Below are 15,081 nucleotides of genomic sequence, written 5' to 3' on the forward strand. Positions count from 1 at the left end.
GACGGGCGCGGCGTTATGCTGGCGCCCGTTTGCTTTTTTGAGATTGGAACCGGATTGAATCGTATCGTTCTTGGCGTGCAGTATGACGGCGCGCCTTGGCAAGGATGGCAGACCCAGCCTAGCGGCAAGACCGTGCAGGACCGGCTGGAGGCCGCCTTGGAAAAATTCACGCAGGGCGCAATCGGCACGACTTGCGCCGGCCGTACCGACTCCGGCGTGCATGCGCTGGAGCAGGTCGTGCATTTTGATACGGCATTGTCGCGTGAAACATTTTCCTGGGTGCGCGGCTTGAACGCATTCCTGCCGCCGTCGATCGCGGTGCGCTGGGCGCATGAACTGCCTGCAGGATCTTCCAGTGCCGGCGAAGATCAATTCCACGCGCGCTTCAGCGCCACCGCCAGGACCTATCATTACCTGCTGTACAACAACCCAGTCCGTTCCCCGCTGCTGGAAGGCAAGGCCGGCTGGGTGTTCCGGCCGCTGGAACTGGAGCTGATGCGCCAGGCCGCGGCGCACCTGGTCGGCACCCACGATTTTTCCGCGTTCCGCGCGGTGGAATGCCAGGCCAAGTCGCCGGTGCGCACCATGGAAGAGATCCGTATCGAGCGGCGCGGCGACCTGATCGTGTTCAGCTTGCGCGCCAACGCTTTCCTGCATCATATGGTGCGCAATATCGTCGGCTCCCTGATCTACGCCGGCAGCGCCAGCAAGCCGCCGGAATGGCTTGCCGAGTTGCTGGTCCAGCGTGACCGCGGCCGCGCGGCGCCGACTTTCATGCCCGACGGCTTGTATCTGGCGCAAGTGGCTTATGATCCGAAGTGGCAGCTGCCGCAGCAGACGGCTGCGCTGTTGCCCTGGTTATAGGCAACGGAAATTTTGCTGTCGATTTGTCATGTTTGAAGATGATATATTGCGCTTTCCGATGTGTTTCCGATTAGACTGAATCCCATGAACCACCGTACCAGAATCAAGATCTGCGGCTTGACCCGCGAGCAGGATGTACAAGCCGCCGTTGCGGCGGGCGCCGATGCCCTGGGTTTTGTGTTCTATCCGAAAAGCCCGCGCTACGTCACGCCGCAGCAGGCTGCCGGCCTGCTGGCCAAGGTGCCGCCGTTCATTACTACGGTCGGCCTGTTTGTCAACGTCGAGCCAGGGCAGCTGCAGGAGATCGTGGCGCAGGCGCCGGTATCTCTGCTGCAATTCCACGGCGACGAAACGGTAGAACAATGCGCGGCGCTGGCACAGGCGGTAAACCGGCCGTTTATCCGCGCCATGCGCATCGGCAGTGCTACAACGGCTGCCGATTTGCTAGAATACGCACAGGCATATCGTGACAGCAGCAGCGGCAGCCATTTGTTTGCAGGATTGCTGCTCGATACCCTGGTTGAAGCTTATGGCGGCAGTGGAAAGGTATTTGATTGGTCTCTCATCCCAAAAGAACTCGCGCCTCAGGTCGTTTTAAGTGGTGGCTTGAGCGTGCACAATGCGACTGACGCGGTAAAGCGCGTACGTCCCTTTGCGGTCGACATCAGCAGTGGCGTCGAGCAAGACAAGGGCATCAAGGACGCCGCCAAGATTCGCGCATTCATTGCCGCGGTACGGCAGGCGGACGCCGATCCAGCCGGACTCTAGCAGTTTTCCAAGGTCCGGCGGGCAGGCTCAGCAACCAATACAGAGAGATATGCCATGAAAGAATTCACTCCCCTCGAGCAATACGCCGAGCGCCAGCCGCTCGCCAATACCACCTTGCGCCAGAGCGCGCAGTACAACCTGCCGGACGCCAAGGGCCATTTCGGCATGTACGGCGGCAGCTTCGTCTCCGAAACCCTGACGCTTGCATTGAGCGAGCTGCAGCAGGCTTACGCCAAATACCAGAACGAACCGCAATTCCTGGCCGAATTCCACAGCGAGCTGAAGCATTATGTCGGCCGTCCCAGCCCGATTTACCACGCCAAGCGCTGGTCCGAGCAGATGGGCGGCGCGCAGATCTATTTCAAGCGCGAGGACCTGAACCACACCGGCGCCCACAAGATCAACAACGTGATCGGCCAGGCCTTGCTGGCCAAGCGCATGGGCAAGCCGCGCGTGATCGCCGAAACCGGCGCCGGCCAGCATGGCGTGGCGACTGCCACCATTTGCGCGCGCTTCGGCCTTGAATGCGTGGTGTACATGGGCAGCGAAGACGTCAAGCGCCAGATGCAGAACGTGTATCGCATGAACCTGCTGGGGGCGAAGGTAGTGCCGGTCGAATCCGGCTCCAAGACCTTGAAGGATGCGCTCAACGAAGCCATGCGCGACTGGGTCACCAACGTCGAAGACACTTTCTACATCATCGGCACGGTGGCGGGCCCGCATCCCTATCCGATGATGGTGCGCGACTTCCAGTCGGTGATCGGCAATGAGTGCCTGGTGCAGATGCCGGAGATGACAGGGCGCCAGCCTGACCATGTGATCGCCTGTGTCGGCGGCGGCTCGAATGCGATGGGGATTTTTTATCCCTATATCGATCATCGCGACGTCGCCCTGGTCGGGGTGGAAGCCGCCGGCGAGGGGCTTGCCAGCGGCAAGCATTCGGCTTCGCTGACGCTGGGTTCGCCGGGCGTGCTGCATGGCAACCGTACTTACCTGCTGCAGGACGCCAACGGCCAGATCATCGAGACCCATTCGATTTCGGCCGGCCTGGATTATCCTGGCGTCGGCCCTGAACACGCCTGGCTCAAGGATTCCGGCCGCGCCACCTACGAAACCGTGACCGACGACGAGGCGCTGGCGGCGTTCCATACCTGCTGCCGCATCGAAGGCATCATCCCGGCGCTGGAATCGAGCCATGCCCTGGCATATGCGGCCAAGCTGGCGGCGACCTTGCCCAAGGACAGGATTGTCCTGGCCAATTTGTCAGGCCGCGGCGACAAGGACATGCATACGGTTGCCGAACGCCTGAAGCTGTAGCCGCCAAGAGCAGGGCGGCAATCCCGCCCTGCAGTCCTGACCACCTCATCCAATAGATACCATGTCCCGAATCCAGACTACCTTGGCAGCGCTCGCTGCAAACAATAAAAAAGGCTTGATCCCTTTCATCACCGCCGGCGACCCGGCGCCGGAACTGACGGTGCCGCTGATGCATGCGCTGGTCAGGGGCGGCGCCGACATCCTGGAACTGGGCGTGCCGTTTTCCGATCCGATGGCAGAAGGCCCGGTAATCCAGCGTGCTTGCGAACGGGCGCTCAAGTTCGGCGTCAGCCTGCATGACGTCCTGGGCTATGTGCGCCAGTTCCGGCAGACCGACAGCAGCACGCCGGTGGTGCTGATGGGTTACGCCAATCCGCTGGAGCGGATGGGTGTCGACGCCTTCATCGCTGCCGCAAAAGAGGCTGGGGTCGATGGCAGCATCGTGGTCGACTATCCGCCTGAAGAATGCGAAGAGTTTGCCGAAAAGATGCAGGCCAACGGCATGGATCCGATTTTCCTGCTGGCGCCGACCTCGACCGAAGAGCGGATAATGCAGGTGGCCAAGGTCAGCAGCGGATTCACGTATTATGTTTCATTGAAAGGCGTGACCGGCGCCGCCAATATCGATACCGGCGAAGTGGCGGCCCGGGTGGCGGCGATCCGCAAGCATGTCAAATTGCCAATCGGCGTCGGTTTCGGCATCCGCGATGCGGCCACCGCCAAGGCTGTGGCGCAGGTGTCGGATGCGGTGGTGATCGGCAGCCGGATCATCCAGGAACTGGAGAATACGCCGCCGGAACAGGCTGTAGCTGCGGTAGAAAGCTTCCTGTCAGGGATCAGGAAAGCGCTGGACGAGTAATCGGCATGTCAAAATGGCAAATATTTCCCGGGTTGGCTGGATTGATTAGCTATTTCGCCGATTTGGGGATGAAGGTACAATTCGGCAGGAAAAAAATCTGAAGGAGGTCGCTCTATGAGTTGGCTAGAAAAATTACTACCCCCACGTATTCAGCGCAGCGACTCGGCAACCCGTAAATCGATCCCCGAGGGATTGTGGGTCAAATGCCCGTCATGCGAAGCGGTTTTGTATCGCACCGACCTGGAGTCGAACATCCATGTTTGCCCGAAGTGCAACCATCACATGCGGATACGTGCACGCGAACGCCTGGACGCCTTGCTGGACGCCGGCGGCCGCTATGAGATCGGCCAGGAAACCCTGCCGATCGACACTCTCAAATTCAAAGACAGTAAAAAATACCCTGACCGCCTGAAGGCCGCCATGGACGCTACCGGTGAAACCGATGCGCTGGTGGTGCTGGGTGGTTCCATCATGACGTTGCCGGTGGTGGTGGCGGCGTTCGAGTTTGAATTCATGGGCGGTTCCATGGGTTCGGTGGTGGGCGAGCGTTTTGTGCGCGGGGCCCAGGTTGCGCTGGAGCAGAAGGTGCCGTTCATCTGCATCACGGCTACCGGCGGCGCGCGCATGCAGGAGGGCTTGCTGTCCCTGATGCAAATGGCCAAGACCACCTCGATGCTGACCAAGCTGTCCGAGAAGAAGCTGCCGTTCATCAGCGTCCTGACCGATCCGACCATGGGTGGCGTGTCGGCTTCGTTCGCCTTCATGGGCGACGTCGTGATCGCCGAACCGAAGGCGCTGATCGGCTTTGCCGGCCCGCGCGTGATCGAGAACACCGTGCGCGAAAAGCTGCCTGAAGGCTTCCAGCGCGCTGAATTCCTGGTTACCAAGGGCGCCGTCGACATGATCGTCGACCGCCGCAAGATGCGTGAAGAAATCGCGCGCCTGTTGGCGTTGCTGCAGGACCAGCCAGTCGAATCCATCGCTTGATGTGAATTTCGCCCCAGGGCCTGAACTGTTGCGGTTCAGGCCTTTTGTTTTTAGTTGGATGTCAAAATGTCAAATATCCCCGCCAAGCCCGTGACGCTGGCCGACTGGCTCGCCCTGCTGGAGTCGCGCCATTTCAAAACCATCGACATGGGCCTGGACCGGGTAGTGCAGGTGAAAGACCGGTTGCAGCTGCAATTCGACTGCCCTGTGATCATGGTGGCCGGCACCAACGGCAAAGGTTCGACCTGCGCCATGCTGGAATCGATACTGCTGCGCGCCGGCTACAAGGTTGGGCTGTATATCAAGCCGCATTTCCTCGATTTCAACGAGCGCGCCCGCATCGGCGGCGAATCGGCCTCGGATGCGGCCCTGATCGCCAGCTTTGAGGCAGTCGAAGCGCAGCGCGGCGACATTTCCCTGACGTATTTTGAATTCACCACGCTAGCCATCATGCATTTGCTGGCAGAGGCAAAACTCGACGTGGTGATCCTGGAAGTCGGCCTGGGCGGGCGCCTGGATGCGGTCAATATCGTCGATGCCGACGTCTCCATCGTCACCAGCGTCGACATCGACCACATCGAATACCTGGGCGACACCCGCGAGAAAATCGGCTTTGAAAAGGCCGGCATCTTCCGCGCCGGCAAAACCGCGGTGTGCAGCGATCCGGTGCCGCCGCAATCCCTGATCGACCATGCCAACGCGATCGGCGCCGACCTTTGGCTGCTGGGCCGCGATTTCAACTACACCGGCGACAAGCAGCAGTGGAATTACGGCGGCCGCGGCCAGCGCCGCAATGCGCTCGGCTACCCCAGCCTGCGCGGCGCCAACCAGCTGCTCAATGCCTCGGCGGCGCTGGCCGCGCTGGAAGCCTTGCGCGACCGCCTGCCGGTCAGTGCGCAGGAAGTGCGCAGCGGTTTCGTCATGATGGATCTGCCGGGCCGTTTCCAGGTCTTGCCAGGACAGCCGCTGGTGATCCTGGACGTCGCCCACAATCCGCACGCCGCGGCGACCCTGGCCCAGAACCTCGACAACATGGGGTTTCATCCGTACACCTATGCGGTGTTCGGCGCCATGCTGGACAAGGATATCGAAGGCATCGTGGCGCAGCTGAAGACGCGCATCGACCACTGGTGCCTGACCGCCTTGCCGCTGCCGCGCGCCGCCAGCGGCGAGCAGTTGAAAGAACGTTTGCTGGAAGCGGGTGTCCATGCAGAGCAGGGAGCGGATGCGCAAAGCAGCATCCTTTCCTTCGATTCTCCCGAGCTGGCCTATGCAAATGCATTAAGCAGGGCAGGCGAGAATGATAGAATTGTGGTTTTCGGATCGTTCCTGACCGTGGCTGGCGTAATGGCAGCCAGGAAGTCTGGATTTCACTGACGATTGACCGGCAGGCGCCTATGGCGCCGGCTCACTAGCTAGCTAAAAATATCGCATGGGTTTGTTCTCTTTTCTTCGCAAAAACAAGCAGCAAACCGACCCTGACCAGGGTATTTATCGTTCCAAGGCCGATACCGGCATCGGTCCCGGCGCCGAGCAGGCCGAACTGCCGCTGCGCAACCGCAAAACCAAGGCAAGCAAGGCTGGCAACCAGGCGAACGAAGCGGTAGATCCGGTACTGCCGGAAAAGAAGCGCGCCCGGCGCCGCCTGGTGGGAGCGGTGGCCCTGGTGCTGGCGGTGGTCATCATCTTGCCGATGATCCTCGATTCAGAGCCGAAGCCGCTGGCTGACGATATTGCGATCCAGATTCCATCGCGCGATAAACCCGGCGCCAGCGCCAGCGCGTCGGCCAGCGCTGCAGCCCCGCTCAGCAACAGCAGCGGCCTCGACCGCCAGGAAGAAATAGTCGATCCGGCCAGCGCCCCGGTGACGCCAGCGCCGCCGGCAGCCGCCGGCAAGCCTGCCGCTGCCGACAATGCCGCCGTGACCACTCCTGCGCCACCCAAGATGGCTCCAGTGGTGCCGCCTGAAGCCGCCCCAAAACCGGAACCAAAGCCGGAATCCAAGCCAAAGCCAGAGGTCAAGCCGGAAGCCAAGCCAAAACCTGAGCCGAAACCGGCCCCGGTAGCGGAAAAGCATGACGATGCGGCGCGTGCCCAGGCGATCCTGGAAGGACGAGCCGATGCAGCGCCGGCAGCCGACAAGAAACCGGCGAAATTCGTGCTGCAGGTAGCCGCGCTGGCGTCGCAGGACAAGGTCGATGAGCTGCAAGGCAAGCTGAAGGAAGCCGGCATCCGCTCCTATACGCAAAAAGTCCCGACCCAGGCGGGTGAACGCATCCGTATCCGCGTCGGCCCGTTCAGCAGCAAGGAAGAAGCTGAAAAAACCCGCGCCAAGCTGGGCAAGCTGGGGCTGAACGGCAGTTTGATTCCAGGCTGACCAGCGGGCGGCTTGATTTAAGCCGCATGCGGCGCCATATGGATCACTGATCAGGGATATGCAGGCAGCGTGACAATTTTCGACTATCTGGTGTTTTTCGTACTGATCTGCTCGGTCGTGATCAGCACCCTGCGCGGCCTGGTCAAGGAAATCCTGTCGTTGGCGAGCTGGGTAGTCGCCTTGGTGGTGGCCAACGCCTATGGTGAAAATCTGGCAAAATTGCTCCCCGATGCGATTCCGGGAAATGTAACGCGCTTAATCGTGGCTTTCCTAGCCTTGTTTATTGGCGTAAGGTTATTAATGATGTTGTTGAGCATGACCGTCGATGCCATGGTCAAGGCCAGCGGCCTGGGGCTGGTGGACCACGGGCTGGGCGTGCTGTTCGGACTGGCGCGCGGCCTGGTGCTGGTGCTGGCAGCGGTGCTGGTGTGTGGCGCTACGGCAATTCCGCAACAGCCTTTCTGGCGCGATGCGATGCTGAGCCCGCTGGCGGAGGCTGCCGCGCGGAATGCGATACCCTATTTGCCGGGGCAGTTCGCCAGCCACTTGAAGTTTTGAATTTGTTTGACCGGACTTGCGTCACCTCCGCAAGTCCCTCTAGTACCGGATTGTTTATTGTTTAGGAGTCCACCATGTGTGGCATAGTCGGCATCGCTTCCCAGAACCCCGCCAATCAGCTCATCTATGACGCCTTGCTGCTTTTGCAGCATCGCGGCCAGGATGCAGCGGGGATCGCAACCAACCACGGCAACGGATTTTTCATGCACAAGGCCAACGGCCTGGTGCGCGACGTCTTCCGTACCCGCAACATGCGTTCCTTGCCAGGCAACTACGGCATCGGCCAGGTGCGCTACCCGACCGCCGGCACCGCCAGCGCGGAAGAGGCGCAACCGTTCTACGTCAATGCGCCGTTCGGCATCATCCTGGCGCACAACGGCAACCTGACCAACGCCGAGCAGCTGAAGATCGAGATGTTCAAGAACGATCGCCGCCATATCAACACCGATTCCGATACGGAAGTATTGCTCAACGTGCTGGCGCACGAGATCCAGCAAGAGACCAGGGGCTATTCGCTCGATCCTGGCGTCTTGTTCAAGGCCGTGGCCAACGTCCACAAGCGGGTGCGCGGTTCTTACGCCGTGGTGGCGCAGATTGCCGGCCACGGTTTGCTGGCGTTCCGCGATCCGTACGGCATCCGGCCGCTGTGCATCGGCCTTAACGAAACCGACAAGGGCACCGAATACGTCATCGCCAGCGAATCGGTTGCGCTGGAAGGTTTGGGTTTCCGTTTCCTGCGCGACGTCACGCCGGGCGAAGCGATTTTCATCGATATCGACGGCCAGATGTACAACCAGCAGTGCGCCGACAATCCGACCCTGAATCCGTGCGCCTTTGAATTCGTGTACCTGGCCCGTCCCGATTCGATCATCGACGGCGCCTCGGTGTACGCCACCCGCCTGAAGATGGGCGAATACCTGGCCGACAAGATCAAGCGCGAATTCCACAGCGGCGATATCGACGTGGTCATGCCGATCCCGGATTCGTCGCGTCCGGCCGCAATCCAGCTGGCGCTCAAGCTCAATATCGAGTACCGCGAAGGTTTCATCAAGAACCGTTACATCGGCCGCACCTTCCTGATGCCAGGACAGGCGATCCGCAAGAAATCGGTACGCCAGAAACTCAATGCGATCGGCTCCGAGTTCAAGGGCAAGACTGTGCTGCTGGTCGACGATTCGATCGTGCGCGGCACCACCAGCCGCGAGATCGTGCAGATGGCGCGCGATTCCGGCGCCAAGCGCGTGATCTTCGCCTCGGCCGCGCCGCCGGTGAAGTTCCCCAATGTCTACGGCATCGACATGCCGACCCGCGGCGAACTGATTGCCTATGGCCGCAGCGATGAAGAAGTGTGCCGCGAAATTACCGCCGATGCGCTGGTGTACCAGGATATCGACGCCCTCAAGCGTTCGATTTCCGACGTCAACCCGTTGCTGAGGAATTTCGAAGCGTCCTGCTTCGACGGCAACTACATCACCGGCGATATTTCGCGCGACTACCTCGACCGCATCGAGTTTGCACGCAACAATCCCAAGCCTGAAAGCGAAGACGCGGTACGTTCGCAGCTGAACCTGAGCCTGGCGCAAGTCGACTAGTGGACTGTAACAGCCGAATCAGGAGTGAAGGGCGCGTATCCGGCGTGCAGGGCAAGGCGCACAGCGCAGCAATAGCGGGACTATTGCGAGCATGTGCAACGCCGCCATGCGTGTCGGATACGTGACAAGCACTTCTGATTTGGTTGTTACAGTCCACTAACCTTGTCATTGCGGGACTGCAAGGCAGGGTGGCCAGGTAATGGCCCACCCTGCGCTTGCCGAAGTTCCCAAATAAGTAGCGATCAAACATGACTCAAAAATACGGTTTCACCACCACCATCCTGCACAGCGACCGCCAGAAAACCATCGAGCACGGCGCGCCGCACAAGCCGATCCACACGTCGGTGACCTGGGGCTACAGCGATGCGCGCCAGCTGGCTGAGGTATTCCAGGGTAAGCAGTCCGGCTACCGCTATGGCCGCCAGGGCAACCCGACCGTGGCGGCGCTCGAGGACAAGGTCACCAAGATGGAAGGCGGCCTGGCGACCATCTGCTTCGCTTCCGGCATGGCAGCGATCGGCGCCGTGATACAAGGCTTGCTGCGTGAAGGCGACCACGTGGTGTCGTCGGCATTTTTGTTCGGCAATACCGCGAGCATGTGGCAGACCTACAGCGGCCAGGGCGGCAAGGTGACCATGGTCGACGCTACCGATGTGGCGCAGGTAGAGATGGCGCTGACGCCGGCTACCCGCGTCGTGTTCGTGGAAACCATCGCCAATCCGCGCACCCAGGTTGCTGATCTCAAGCGCATCGGCGAGCTGTGCCAGGCGCGCGGCATTTTGTTCGTGGTCGACAACACCATGACTTCGCCATACCTGTTCCAGCCCCGGCACGTGGGCGCGGGCCTGGTGATCAACTCGCTGACCAAGTCCATCGGCGGCCATGGCAACGCCCTGGGCGGCGCAGTCACCGACACCGGCCTGTTTGACTGGAGCCGTTTCCCCAATATCCTCGATGTCTACAAGCGCAATCCGCAACCGCAATGGGGGCTGGCGCAGATGCGCGCCAAGAGCCTGCGCGACTTCGGCGCTTCGCTCGGGCCTGAGGCGGCGCATCATATTGCCGTGGGCGCTGAAACCATCGCGTTGCGCATGGAGCGCAGCAGCGCCAGCGCCCTGGCCGTAGCGCAGATGCTGGAGGCCGATCCACGGGTGGCCGCCGTGTATTACCCGGGCTTGGCATCGCATCCGCAACACGCGTTGGCGGCGGACCTGTTTCGCTCAAACGGCTATCTGTTCAGTTTCGAGTTGAAGCAGGATATCGACTGTTTCGATTACCTGAACCGGCTCAAGCTGGGGATTTCCGGCACGCACCTGGGCGACAACCGGACCCTGGTGATCGCCGTCGCGCATACGATTTTCTATGAGATGGGCGCTGAGCGCCGCGCCGCCATGGGCATCAGCGAATCGCTGATCCGGGTGTCGGTCGGCATCGAAGATACCGCCGACCTGGTGGAAGACTTCCGGCAGGCGCTGCAAGCGTAGCCCGGCATGGTGATAAAGCGGGGCGGGCACGTTGCGTGTCCGCCCCGTTTGCATTTCAGATGGTGTCGCGATCCAGCCATTTCGGCACGAGATGCGGCACAAACGACTGGAACCGTTGCAGCAGCTCTTCGCCTTGTGCCGCCGCTATCAGGATTTCCGCCTGTTCGCCTTTCAGGAAGCGTTGCGACACCATGTGCTGGATGAACTGCAGCAAGCCATCATAAAAGCCGTCGACATTCAGCAGCCCGATCGGTTTCTGATGAAAGCCCAGCTGGGCCCAGGTAAACACTTCAAACAATTCTTCCAGCGTGCCGACGCCGCCAGGCATGGCGATAAAGCCGTCCGACAAATCCGCCATCATCGCCTTGCGTTCATGCATGTCCTTGACGATATGCAGTTGCGTCAAGCCTTTGTGGCCCAGCTCCTTTTGCAGCAAGGCTTGGGGAATCACGCCGGTGGCCTGGCCGCCCAGGCGCAGCACTTCATCGGCAATGATGCCCATCAGGCCGACGTTGCCGCCGCCGTATACCAGGGCGATGCCTTGCTTGACCATGGCTTGCGCCAAGCCGCGCGCCGCGTCCGCATAAACCGGCGTGGCGCCGGGGGAAGAGCCGCAATAAACGCAGAGGGATTTGATTTCTTGCATGGTTAAAGGATATGGAAGGTGATGTGACTGCAGCGGCAGGGCGCCGCTGCTTCGGTCAGGTGTTGGTTTGCAGGTATTTTGTCTTCAGCTGCTCGAAGTGCAGCAGGGTTTCGCCGCGCAGGTACGGATGCATGAGCGAGAGAACCTGGTAACAGCCGCTTGCCAGCGCATGCTCGACCACTGCCTGTTCGGTGTACTGGCGCGGATTCAGGACATACTGGTAAGACAGCCAGTAGCTGGCTACCACCACCATGTTCGACGACAGGGCGTCGATCTCGGCCGGGCTGGCCTGCAGCGTCTGGTCCTCATGCAGGCCCTGGCACAGTTCCTTGACCACGGCAATCTTGTGGCCGAAGATTTCCTTGAAATGAAGTTCCAGGGTGCGGTTGCGCGACAGCAGGTCGTTGAGGTCGCGATAGAAAAAACGATAACGCCAGATCAGCTGGAACATGTGGTGCAGGTAATGCCAGACGTCGTGCATGGTAGGCCGCTGCCCTTGCGTCATGGCCAGCATGCGGCTGATTTCTTCTTCGAAGGTGACGAAGATCGAATTGACGATATCGTCCTTGTTCCGGAAATGGTAATACAGGTTGCCCGGCGAGATCTTCATCTCGTCGGCGATGATGGTGGTGGTGATGTTGGGTTCGCCGAACTCGTTGAAGAGCCGTAACGACAGATCCATGATTTTTTCGCGGGTACGACGCGGCGCTTTTTGCTCCATGACTTTATTTTCTTTCTGATATCCATTGCGCAATACTGTTTTACCAATCGGCAAACATGTTCAGTAAAGATTGTATATTGCTTCGCGCCTATCGTCGCAAATGTATTGCTGAAATGATAGTAACCACCGGGGCAAGATCGTCGCCATGGAGAGGCGTCCATCCTGCTGCTGTTATAAAATGGAGGCTCCGGCTATGCCCGGCGTCAACCGCAGCAACGCTTCACATCTTAAAAGGTCAGCATGTCAGAGTCTCCTCCTCAACGCCCCGATACTCCTTGCGTGGCGGTTTGTTCCACCACTTTCGACGATGTCTGCCGCGGTTGCGGCCGTACCGTCAACGAAGTGGCGCACTGGGTCTTCATGACCGAGGAAGAGAAAACCAGGGTCTGGGAGCGGATCACCGCCGAAGGTTATCCGCGCCGGCAAGGATGACGGCAATCGGCGGCCGATGACGAGAACCCGGTACCTTGCGGGTAGCAGTGCTGCACAGATACGGAAGCCTGCATAGCCCGCAACCGAGTCGCTTGGATTGTGTTGTTTTTGATCGTCAAAGCGACTGCAATTTATTGGAATTGGCCAGTTTTGGGCCGTATCCCGTGTATTTTAATGCTAAAACATACTGTAACTTACTGTATATTCCGGCGTAAAAAACACCATGGCATGAGACATTGGAGGCAACGGTTAAAGATCATGTTAGTGCGTGATTGAGCAAGTTTCCTTGTTTTAAATACTTTATAATGCCGCCCAAAATACAGGAATTGCCGTCGGTTCAACTCCCTAGACTGGCCGAAAATAGAATCGATTTGATGGGTGTTGGAGAATGGTGAGATGAGACTCGGGGGAGTTAGGTTTTCAATTGTGTCTGAAGCGGCGTGGGCGCCCGGCCTGGATACGGCTGCTGCATGGCAGGCGTGGGCCGAAAAGCCGTATGTCATCAAAGGCAATGGCGACGCGGCGGTGTCCGCCATGCCCGCGATGTTGCGCCGGCGTGCCGGCGCCATGGGCAAAATGGCGCTGGAAGCAGCCTATCGCTGCCTCGACGGCAGGAGCGGCGTGCCGACCGTGTTTTGCTCCCGCCACGGCGAGTGCACGCGCTCGGTCGAGCTGCTGGAGGACCTGGTCCAAGGCCAGCCCCTGTCTCCCACCTCTTTCAGTTTGTCGGTCCACAACGCCGTCGCCGGCCTGTTTTCGATCGCGCGCCAGGACCAGGCCAGCCATGCCGCCTTGGCGGGCGGGCATAGCGGCGTCGAACATGCGGTGATTGAAGCCTGCGGCTTGCTTGCGGATGGCGCGGCGGAGGTGCTGCTGGTGGTGTATGACGGCGTGTTGCCGGAAGTGTTTCACGAGTTCGAGGATTGCCAGGAGCAGCCGTTTGCCTGGGCCTGGCTGATGCAGGCGGAAAGTGCTGAATCCGGCAACGGCATTTCACTGTCGTGGGGCGGCGCCGGCAGCGATGAAATACATGCCATGCAGCTGGAACCAGGCAGTCGGCGGCAGCCGGCCGGCCTGGATGTGCTGGCTTTTTATTTACGCAAGGACCGCGAGCTGGTCCGGATTGCCGACACACGCCGCTGGCGCTGGGGGCGCCTTGCTTAAGCGCGTCAACCGCTGCTGGCGCGTGCTGGCGACCGGTTTCAGCTTCCTGCTGTTCGCTATCGGCGGTTTGCTGTTGCGCGTCCTGGTGTTTCCTGTATTGAATCTGTTGATATGGGAAAGGCAACAACGGGTGCTGATGGCGCGTCGCGTGATCCGCCTGGCGTTTCGCGGTTTTGTCGGGTGCATGCGCTGGCTGGGCGTGCTGAAATACGATATCCGCGGGCTGGAGCGGCTGGACCGGCAAGGTTTGCTGATCCTGGCAAATCACCCGACCCTGATCGATACGGTGTTTCTGATGGCTTTCGTCAAGCGCGCCGACTGCATTGTCAAAGGGCGTCTCTGGGACAACCCGTTTACGCGCGGGCCGGTGAGCGCCGCCGGCTACATCAGCAACGAATACGGCGACGGACTGGTCGAGGATTGCATCAGTTCCTTGCGGCGCGGCAGCAACCTGATTATTTTTCCAGAGGGCACGCGCACCGCCGGCGACGGTCAGATCAATTTAAAGCGCGGCGCAGCCAACATTGCGGTGCGCAGCCTGTCGAACGTGACGCCGGTGGTGATCCGCTGCCTGCCGCCGACCTTGGGCAAGGGCGTCAAATGGTGGCAAGTGCCGCCGAGTGCCGCCCACTTCAGCATTGAAGTAAAAGAAGATATAGATGTCCATGGGTTTCTCGCAAAAGCCGGTAGCGAAGGGTTGGCAGCCAGGCATCTGACTGCTTACCTGCAAGATTATTTTAGGAAAGAAAGCCAGGGTTATGCAGCAGCTTGAAGAAGAAGTGAAGCAGGTCATCATCGATGTCCTGCAGTTGGAAGACATAATGCCGGCCGACATCGTCAGCGATGCGCCGTTGTTTGTCGACGGCCTCGGCCTGGATTCGATCGATGCGCTGGAACTGGGTGTAGCGATCCAGAAGCGCTACGGCATTTCATTGTCGGCGGATTCGGCCGAGACGCGCAATCATTTTGCTTCGGTACGCACGTTGGCTGCAATGATTGCCAGCAATAGAAAGAAGTGACGGTGTGACATGATATTGACCAATTCAATGAGCAAGGAAGAAATCTACCTGTGGCTGGTGAACGTGTTGCATGAAATGTTCGAGATCGACAAGGACCAGGTGACGCCGCAGGCCAACCTGTATACCGACCTGGATATCGACAGCATCGACGCAGTGGACCTGGTGGTCAAGCTCAAGCAGCTGACCGGCAAGCGCTTGCAGCCGGATGTGTTCAAGGCGGTGCGCACGGTGCAGGACGTGGTCGACGCGCTGGCTGCCTTGCTGGCCGAGGAAGAAAAGTAAGGCGCCCAGGG

17 protein-coding genes are annotated in these 15,081 nt (G+C 59.9%); 15 read left to right on the forward strand and 2 right to left on the reverse strand.

Annotated elements, in window-relative coordinates:
* The first annotated feature begins 15 nt into the window (after positions 1–15).
* From truA to BM062_RS01555, 10 genes are all read left to right on the forward strand, one after another.
* A complete protein-coding gene (gene truA / locus BM062_RS01510; RefSeq protein WP_092392338.1) occupies positions 16–864 on the forward strand; it encodes a tRNA pseudouridine(38-40) synthase TruA in 849 nt (282 codons plus the stop codon).
* A gap of 84 nt (positions 865–948) precedes the next feature.
* Complete coding sequence (locus BM062_RS01515; protein WP_092392340.1) at positions 949–1,632, forward strand: phosphoribosylanthranilate isomerase; 684 nt, start codon at positions 949–951, stop codon at positions 1,630–1,632.
* A gap of 54 nt (positions 1,633–1,686) precedes the next feature.
* Positions 1,687–2,949, forward strand: coding sequence for a tryptophan synthase subunit beta (gene trpB, locus BM062_RS01520; protein ID WP_092392342.1), 1,263 nt, complete (start codon positions 1,687–1,689; stop codon positions 2,947–2,949).
* 61 nt (positions 2,950–3,010) lie between these two features.
* The gene (gene trpA / locus BM062_RS01525) at positions 3,011–3,808 is read left to right on the forward strand and encodes a tryptophan synthase subunit alpha (RefSeq protein ID WP_092392344.1); all 798 of its coding nucleotides are present in this window, start codon (positions 3,011–3,013) and stop codon (positions 3,806–3,808) included.
* A 114-nt stretch (positions 3,809–3,922) separates the two neighbouring features.
* Positions 3,923–4,795 carry an acetyl-CoA carboxylase, carboxyltransferase subunit beta gene (accD, locus tag BM062_RS01530; RefSeq protein ID WP_014005861.1) on the forward strand — a complete coding sequence of 291 codons (873 nt, stop codon included), beginning with the start codon at positions 3,923–3,925 and terminating at the stop codon, positions 4,793–4,795.
* 66 nt (positions 4,796–4,861) lie between these two features.
* Complete coding sequence (folC, locus tag BM062_RS01535; RefSeq protein ID WP_092392727.1) at positions 4,862–6,172, forward strand: bifunctional tetrahydrofolate synthase/dihydrofolate synthase; 1,311 nt, start codon at positions 4,862–4,864, stop codon at positions 6,170–6,172.
* A gap of 55 nt (positions 6,173–6,227) precedes the next feature.
* Entirely contained in the window at positions 6,228–7,172 is a 945-nt protein-coding gene (locus BM062_RS01540; RefSeq protein ID WP_092392346.1) for an SPOR domain-containing protein, read from the forward strand.
* Between the two features lie 69 nt (positions 7,173–7,241).
* Positions 7,242–7,730: a CvpA family protein gene (locus BM062_RS01545; protein ID WP_092392348.1), complete on the forward strand. Its 489-nt coding sequence runs from the start codon at positions 7,242–7,244 to the stop codon at positions 7,728–7,730.
* A 74-nt stretch (positions 7,731–7,804) separates the two neighbouring features.
* Positions 7,805–9,322 carry an amidophosphoribosyltransferase gene (purF, locus tag BM062_RS01550; RefSeq protein WP_092392350.1) on the forward strand — a complete coding sequence of 506 codons (1,518 nt, stop codon included), beginning with the start codon at positions 7,805–7,807 and terminating at the stop codon, positions 9,320–9,322.
* 248 nt (positions 9,323–9,570) lie between these two features.
* Complete coding sequence (locus BM062_RS01555) at positions 9,571–10,806, forward strand: cystathionine gamma-synthase family protein (RefSeq protein ID WP_092392352.1); 1,236 nt, start codon at positions 9,571–9,573, stop codon at positions 10,804–10,806.
* Positions 10,807–10,861: 55 nt separating this feature from the next.
* On the opposite strand, the gene BM062_RS01560 is transcribed toward BM062_RS01555, so the two are convergent.
* Complete coding sequence (locus tag BM062_RS01560; protein ID WP_092392729.1) at positions 10,862–11,443, reverse strand: LOG family protein; 582 nt, start codon at positions 11,441–11,443, stop codon at positions 10,862–10,864.
* A gap of 64 nt (positions 11,444–11,507) precedes the next feature.
* Positions 11,508–12,173 carry a TetR/AcrR family transcriptional regulator gene (locus BM062_RS01565; protein WP_092392731.1) on the reverse strand — a complete coding sequence of 222 codons (666 nt, stop codon included), beginning with the start codon at positions 12,171–12,173 and terminating at the stop codon, positions 11,508–11,510.
* A 240-nt stretch (positions 12,174–12,413) separates the two neighbouring features.
* Between BM062_RS01565 and BM062_RS01570 the strand changes: the two genes are divergently transcribed.
* From BM062_RS01570 to BM062_RS01590, 5 genes are all read left to right on the forward strand, one after another.
* Complete coding sequence (locus BM062_RS01570; RefSeq protein WP_092392354.1) at positions 12,414–12,605, forward strand: DUF1289 domain-containing protein; 192 nt, start codon at positions 12,414–12,416, stop codon at positions 12,603–12,605.
* Positions 12,606–13,031: 426 nt separating this feature from the next.
* Entirely contained in the window at positions 13,032–13,769 is a 738-nt protein-coding gene (locus tag BM062_RS01575) for a beta-ketoacyl synthase chain length factor (RefSeq protein WP_371326534.1), read from the forward strand.
* Entirely contained in the window at positions 13,762–14,541 is a 780-nt protein-coding gene (locus tag BM062_RS01580) for a lysophospholipid acyltransferase family protein (protein WP_092392358.1), read from the forward strand. Before BM062_RS01575 ends, BM062_RS01580 begins: the two co-directional genes overlap by 8 nt.
* Positions 14,528–14,788 carry a phosphopantetheine-binding protein gene (locus BM062_RS01585; RefSeq protein WP_092392360.1) on the forward strand — a complete coding sequence of 87 codons (261 nt, stop codon included), beginning with the start codon at positions 14,528–14,530 and terminating at the stop codon, positions 14,786–14,788. The genes BM062_RS01580 and BM062_RS01585 overlap by 14 nt, the downstream gene beginning before the upstream one ends.
* Before the next feature lie 27 nt (positions 14,789–14,815).
* Positions 14,816–15,070 (forward strand): acyl carrier protein, encoded by a 255-nt coding sequence (locus BM062_RS01590; RefSeq protein WP_175500845.1) that lies wholly within the window; start codon positions 14,816–14,818, stop codon positions 15,068–15,070.
* Positions 15,071–15,081 lie beyond the last annotated feature (11 nt).

The sequence above is a fragment of the Collimonas sp. OK412 genome (assembly GCF_900112135.1).
GTDB classification, from domain to species: Bacteria; Pseudomonadota; Gammaproteobacteria; order Burkholderiales; family Burkholderiaceae_D; genus Collimonas; species Collimonas rhizosphaerae.

Coding starts and splice junctions, on each gene's coding strand:
- BM062_RS01590 (WP_175500845.1), top strand. CDS start 14,816: ATGAGCAAGGAAGAAATCTACCTGTGGCTGGTGAACGTGTTGCATGAA.
- BM062_RS01540 (WP_092392346.1), top strand. CDS start 6,228: ATGGGTTTGTTCTCTTTTCTTCGCAAAAACAAGCAGCAAACCGACCCT.
- BM062_RS01565 (WP_092392731.1), bottom strand. CDS start 12,173: ATGGAGCAAAAAGCGCCGCGTCGTACCCGCGAAAAAATCATGGATCTG.
- purF (WP_092392350.1), top strand. CDS start 7,805: ATGTGTGGCATAGTCGGCATCGCTTCCCAGAACCCCGCCAATCAGCTC.
- trpA (WP_092392344.1), top strand. CDS start 3,011: ATGTCCCGAATCCAGACTACCTTGGCAGCGCTCGCTGCAAACAATAAA.
- truA (WP_092392338.1), top strand. CDS start 16: ATGCTGGCGCCCGTTTGCTTTTTTGAGATTGGAACCGGATTGAATCGT.
- accD (WP_014005861.1), top strand. CDS start 3,923: ATGAGTTGGCTAGAAAAATTACTACCCCCACGTATTCAGCGCAGCGAC.
- BM062_RS01585 (WP_092392360.1), top strand. CDS start 14,528: ATGCAGCAGCTTGAAGAAGAAGTGAAGCAGGTCATCATCGATGTCCTG.
- trpB (WP_092392342.1), top strand. CDS start 1,687: ATGAAAGAATTCACTCCCCTCGAGCAATACGCCGAGCGCCAGCCGCTC.
- BM062_RS01555 (WP_092392352.1), top strand. CDS start 9,571: ATGACTCAAAAATACGGTTTCACCACCACCATCCTGCACAGCGACCGC.
- BM062_RS01515 (WP_092392340.1), top strand. CDS start 949: ATGAACCACCGTACCAGAATCAAGATCTGCGGCTTGACCCGCGAGCAG.
- folC (WP_092392727.1), top strand. CDS start 4,862: ATGTCAAATATCCCCGCCAAGCCCGTGACGCTGGCCGACTGGCTCGCC.
- BM062_RS01570 (WP_092392354.1), top strand. CDS start 12,414: ATGTCAGAGTCTCCTCCTCAACGCCCCGATACTCCTTGCGTGGCGGTT.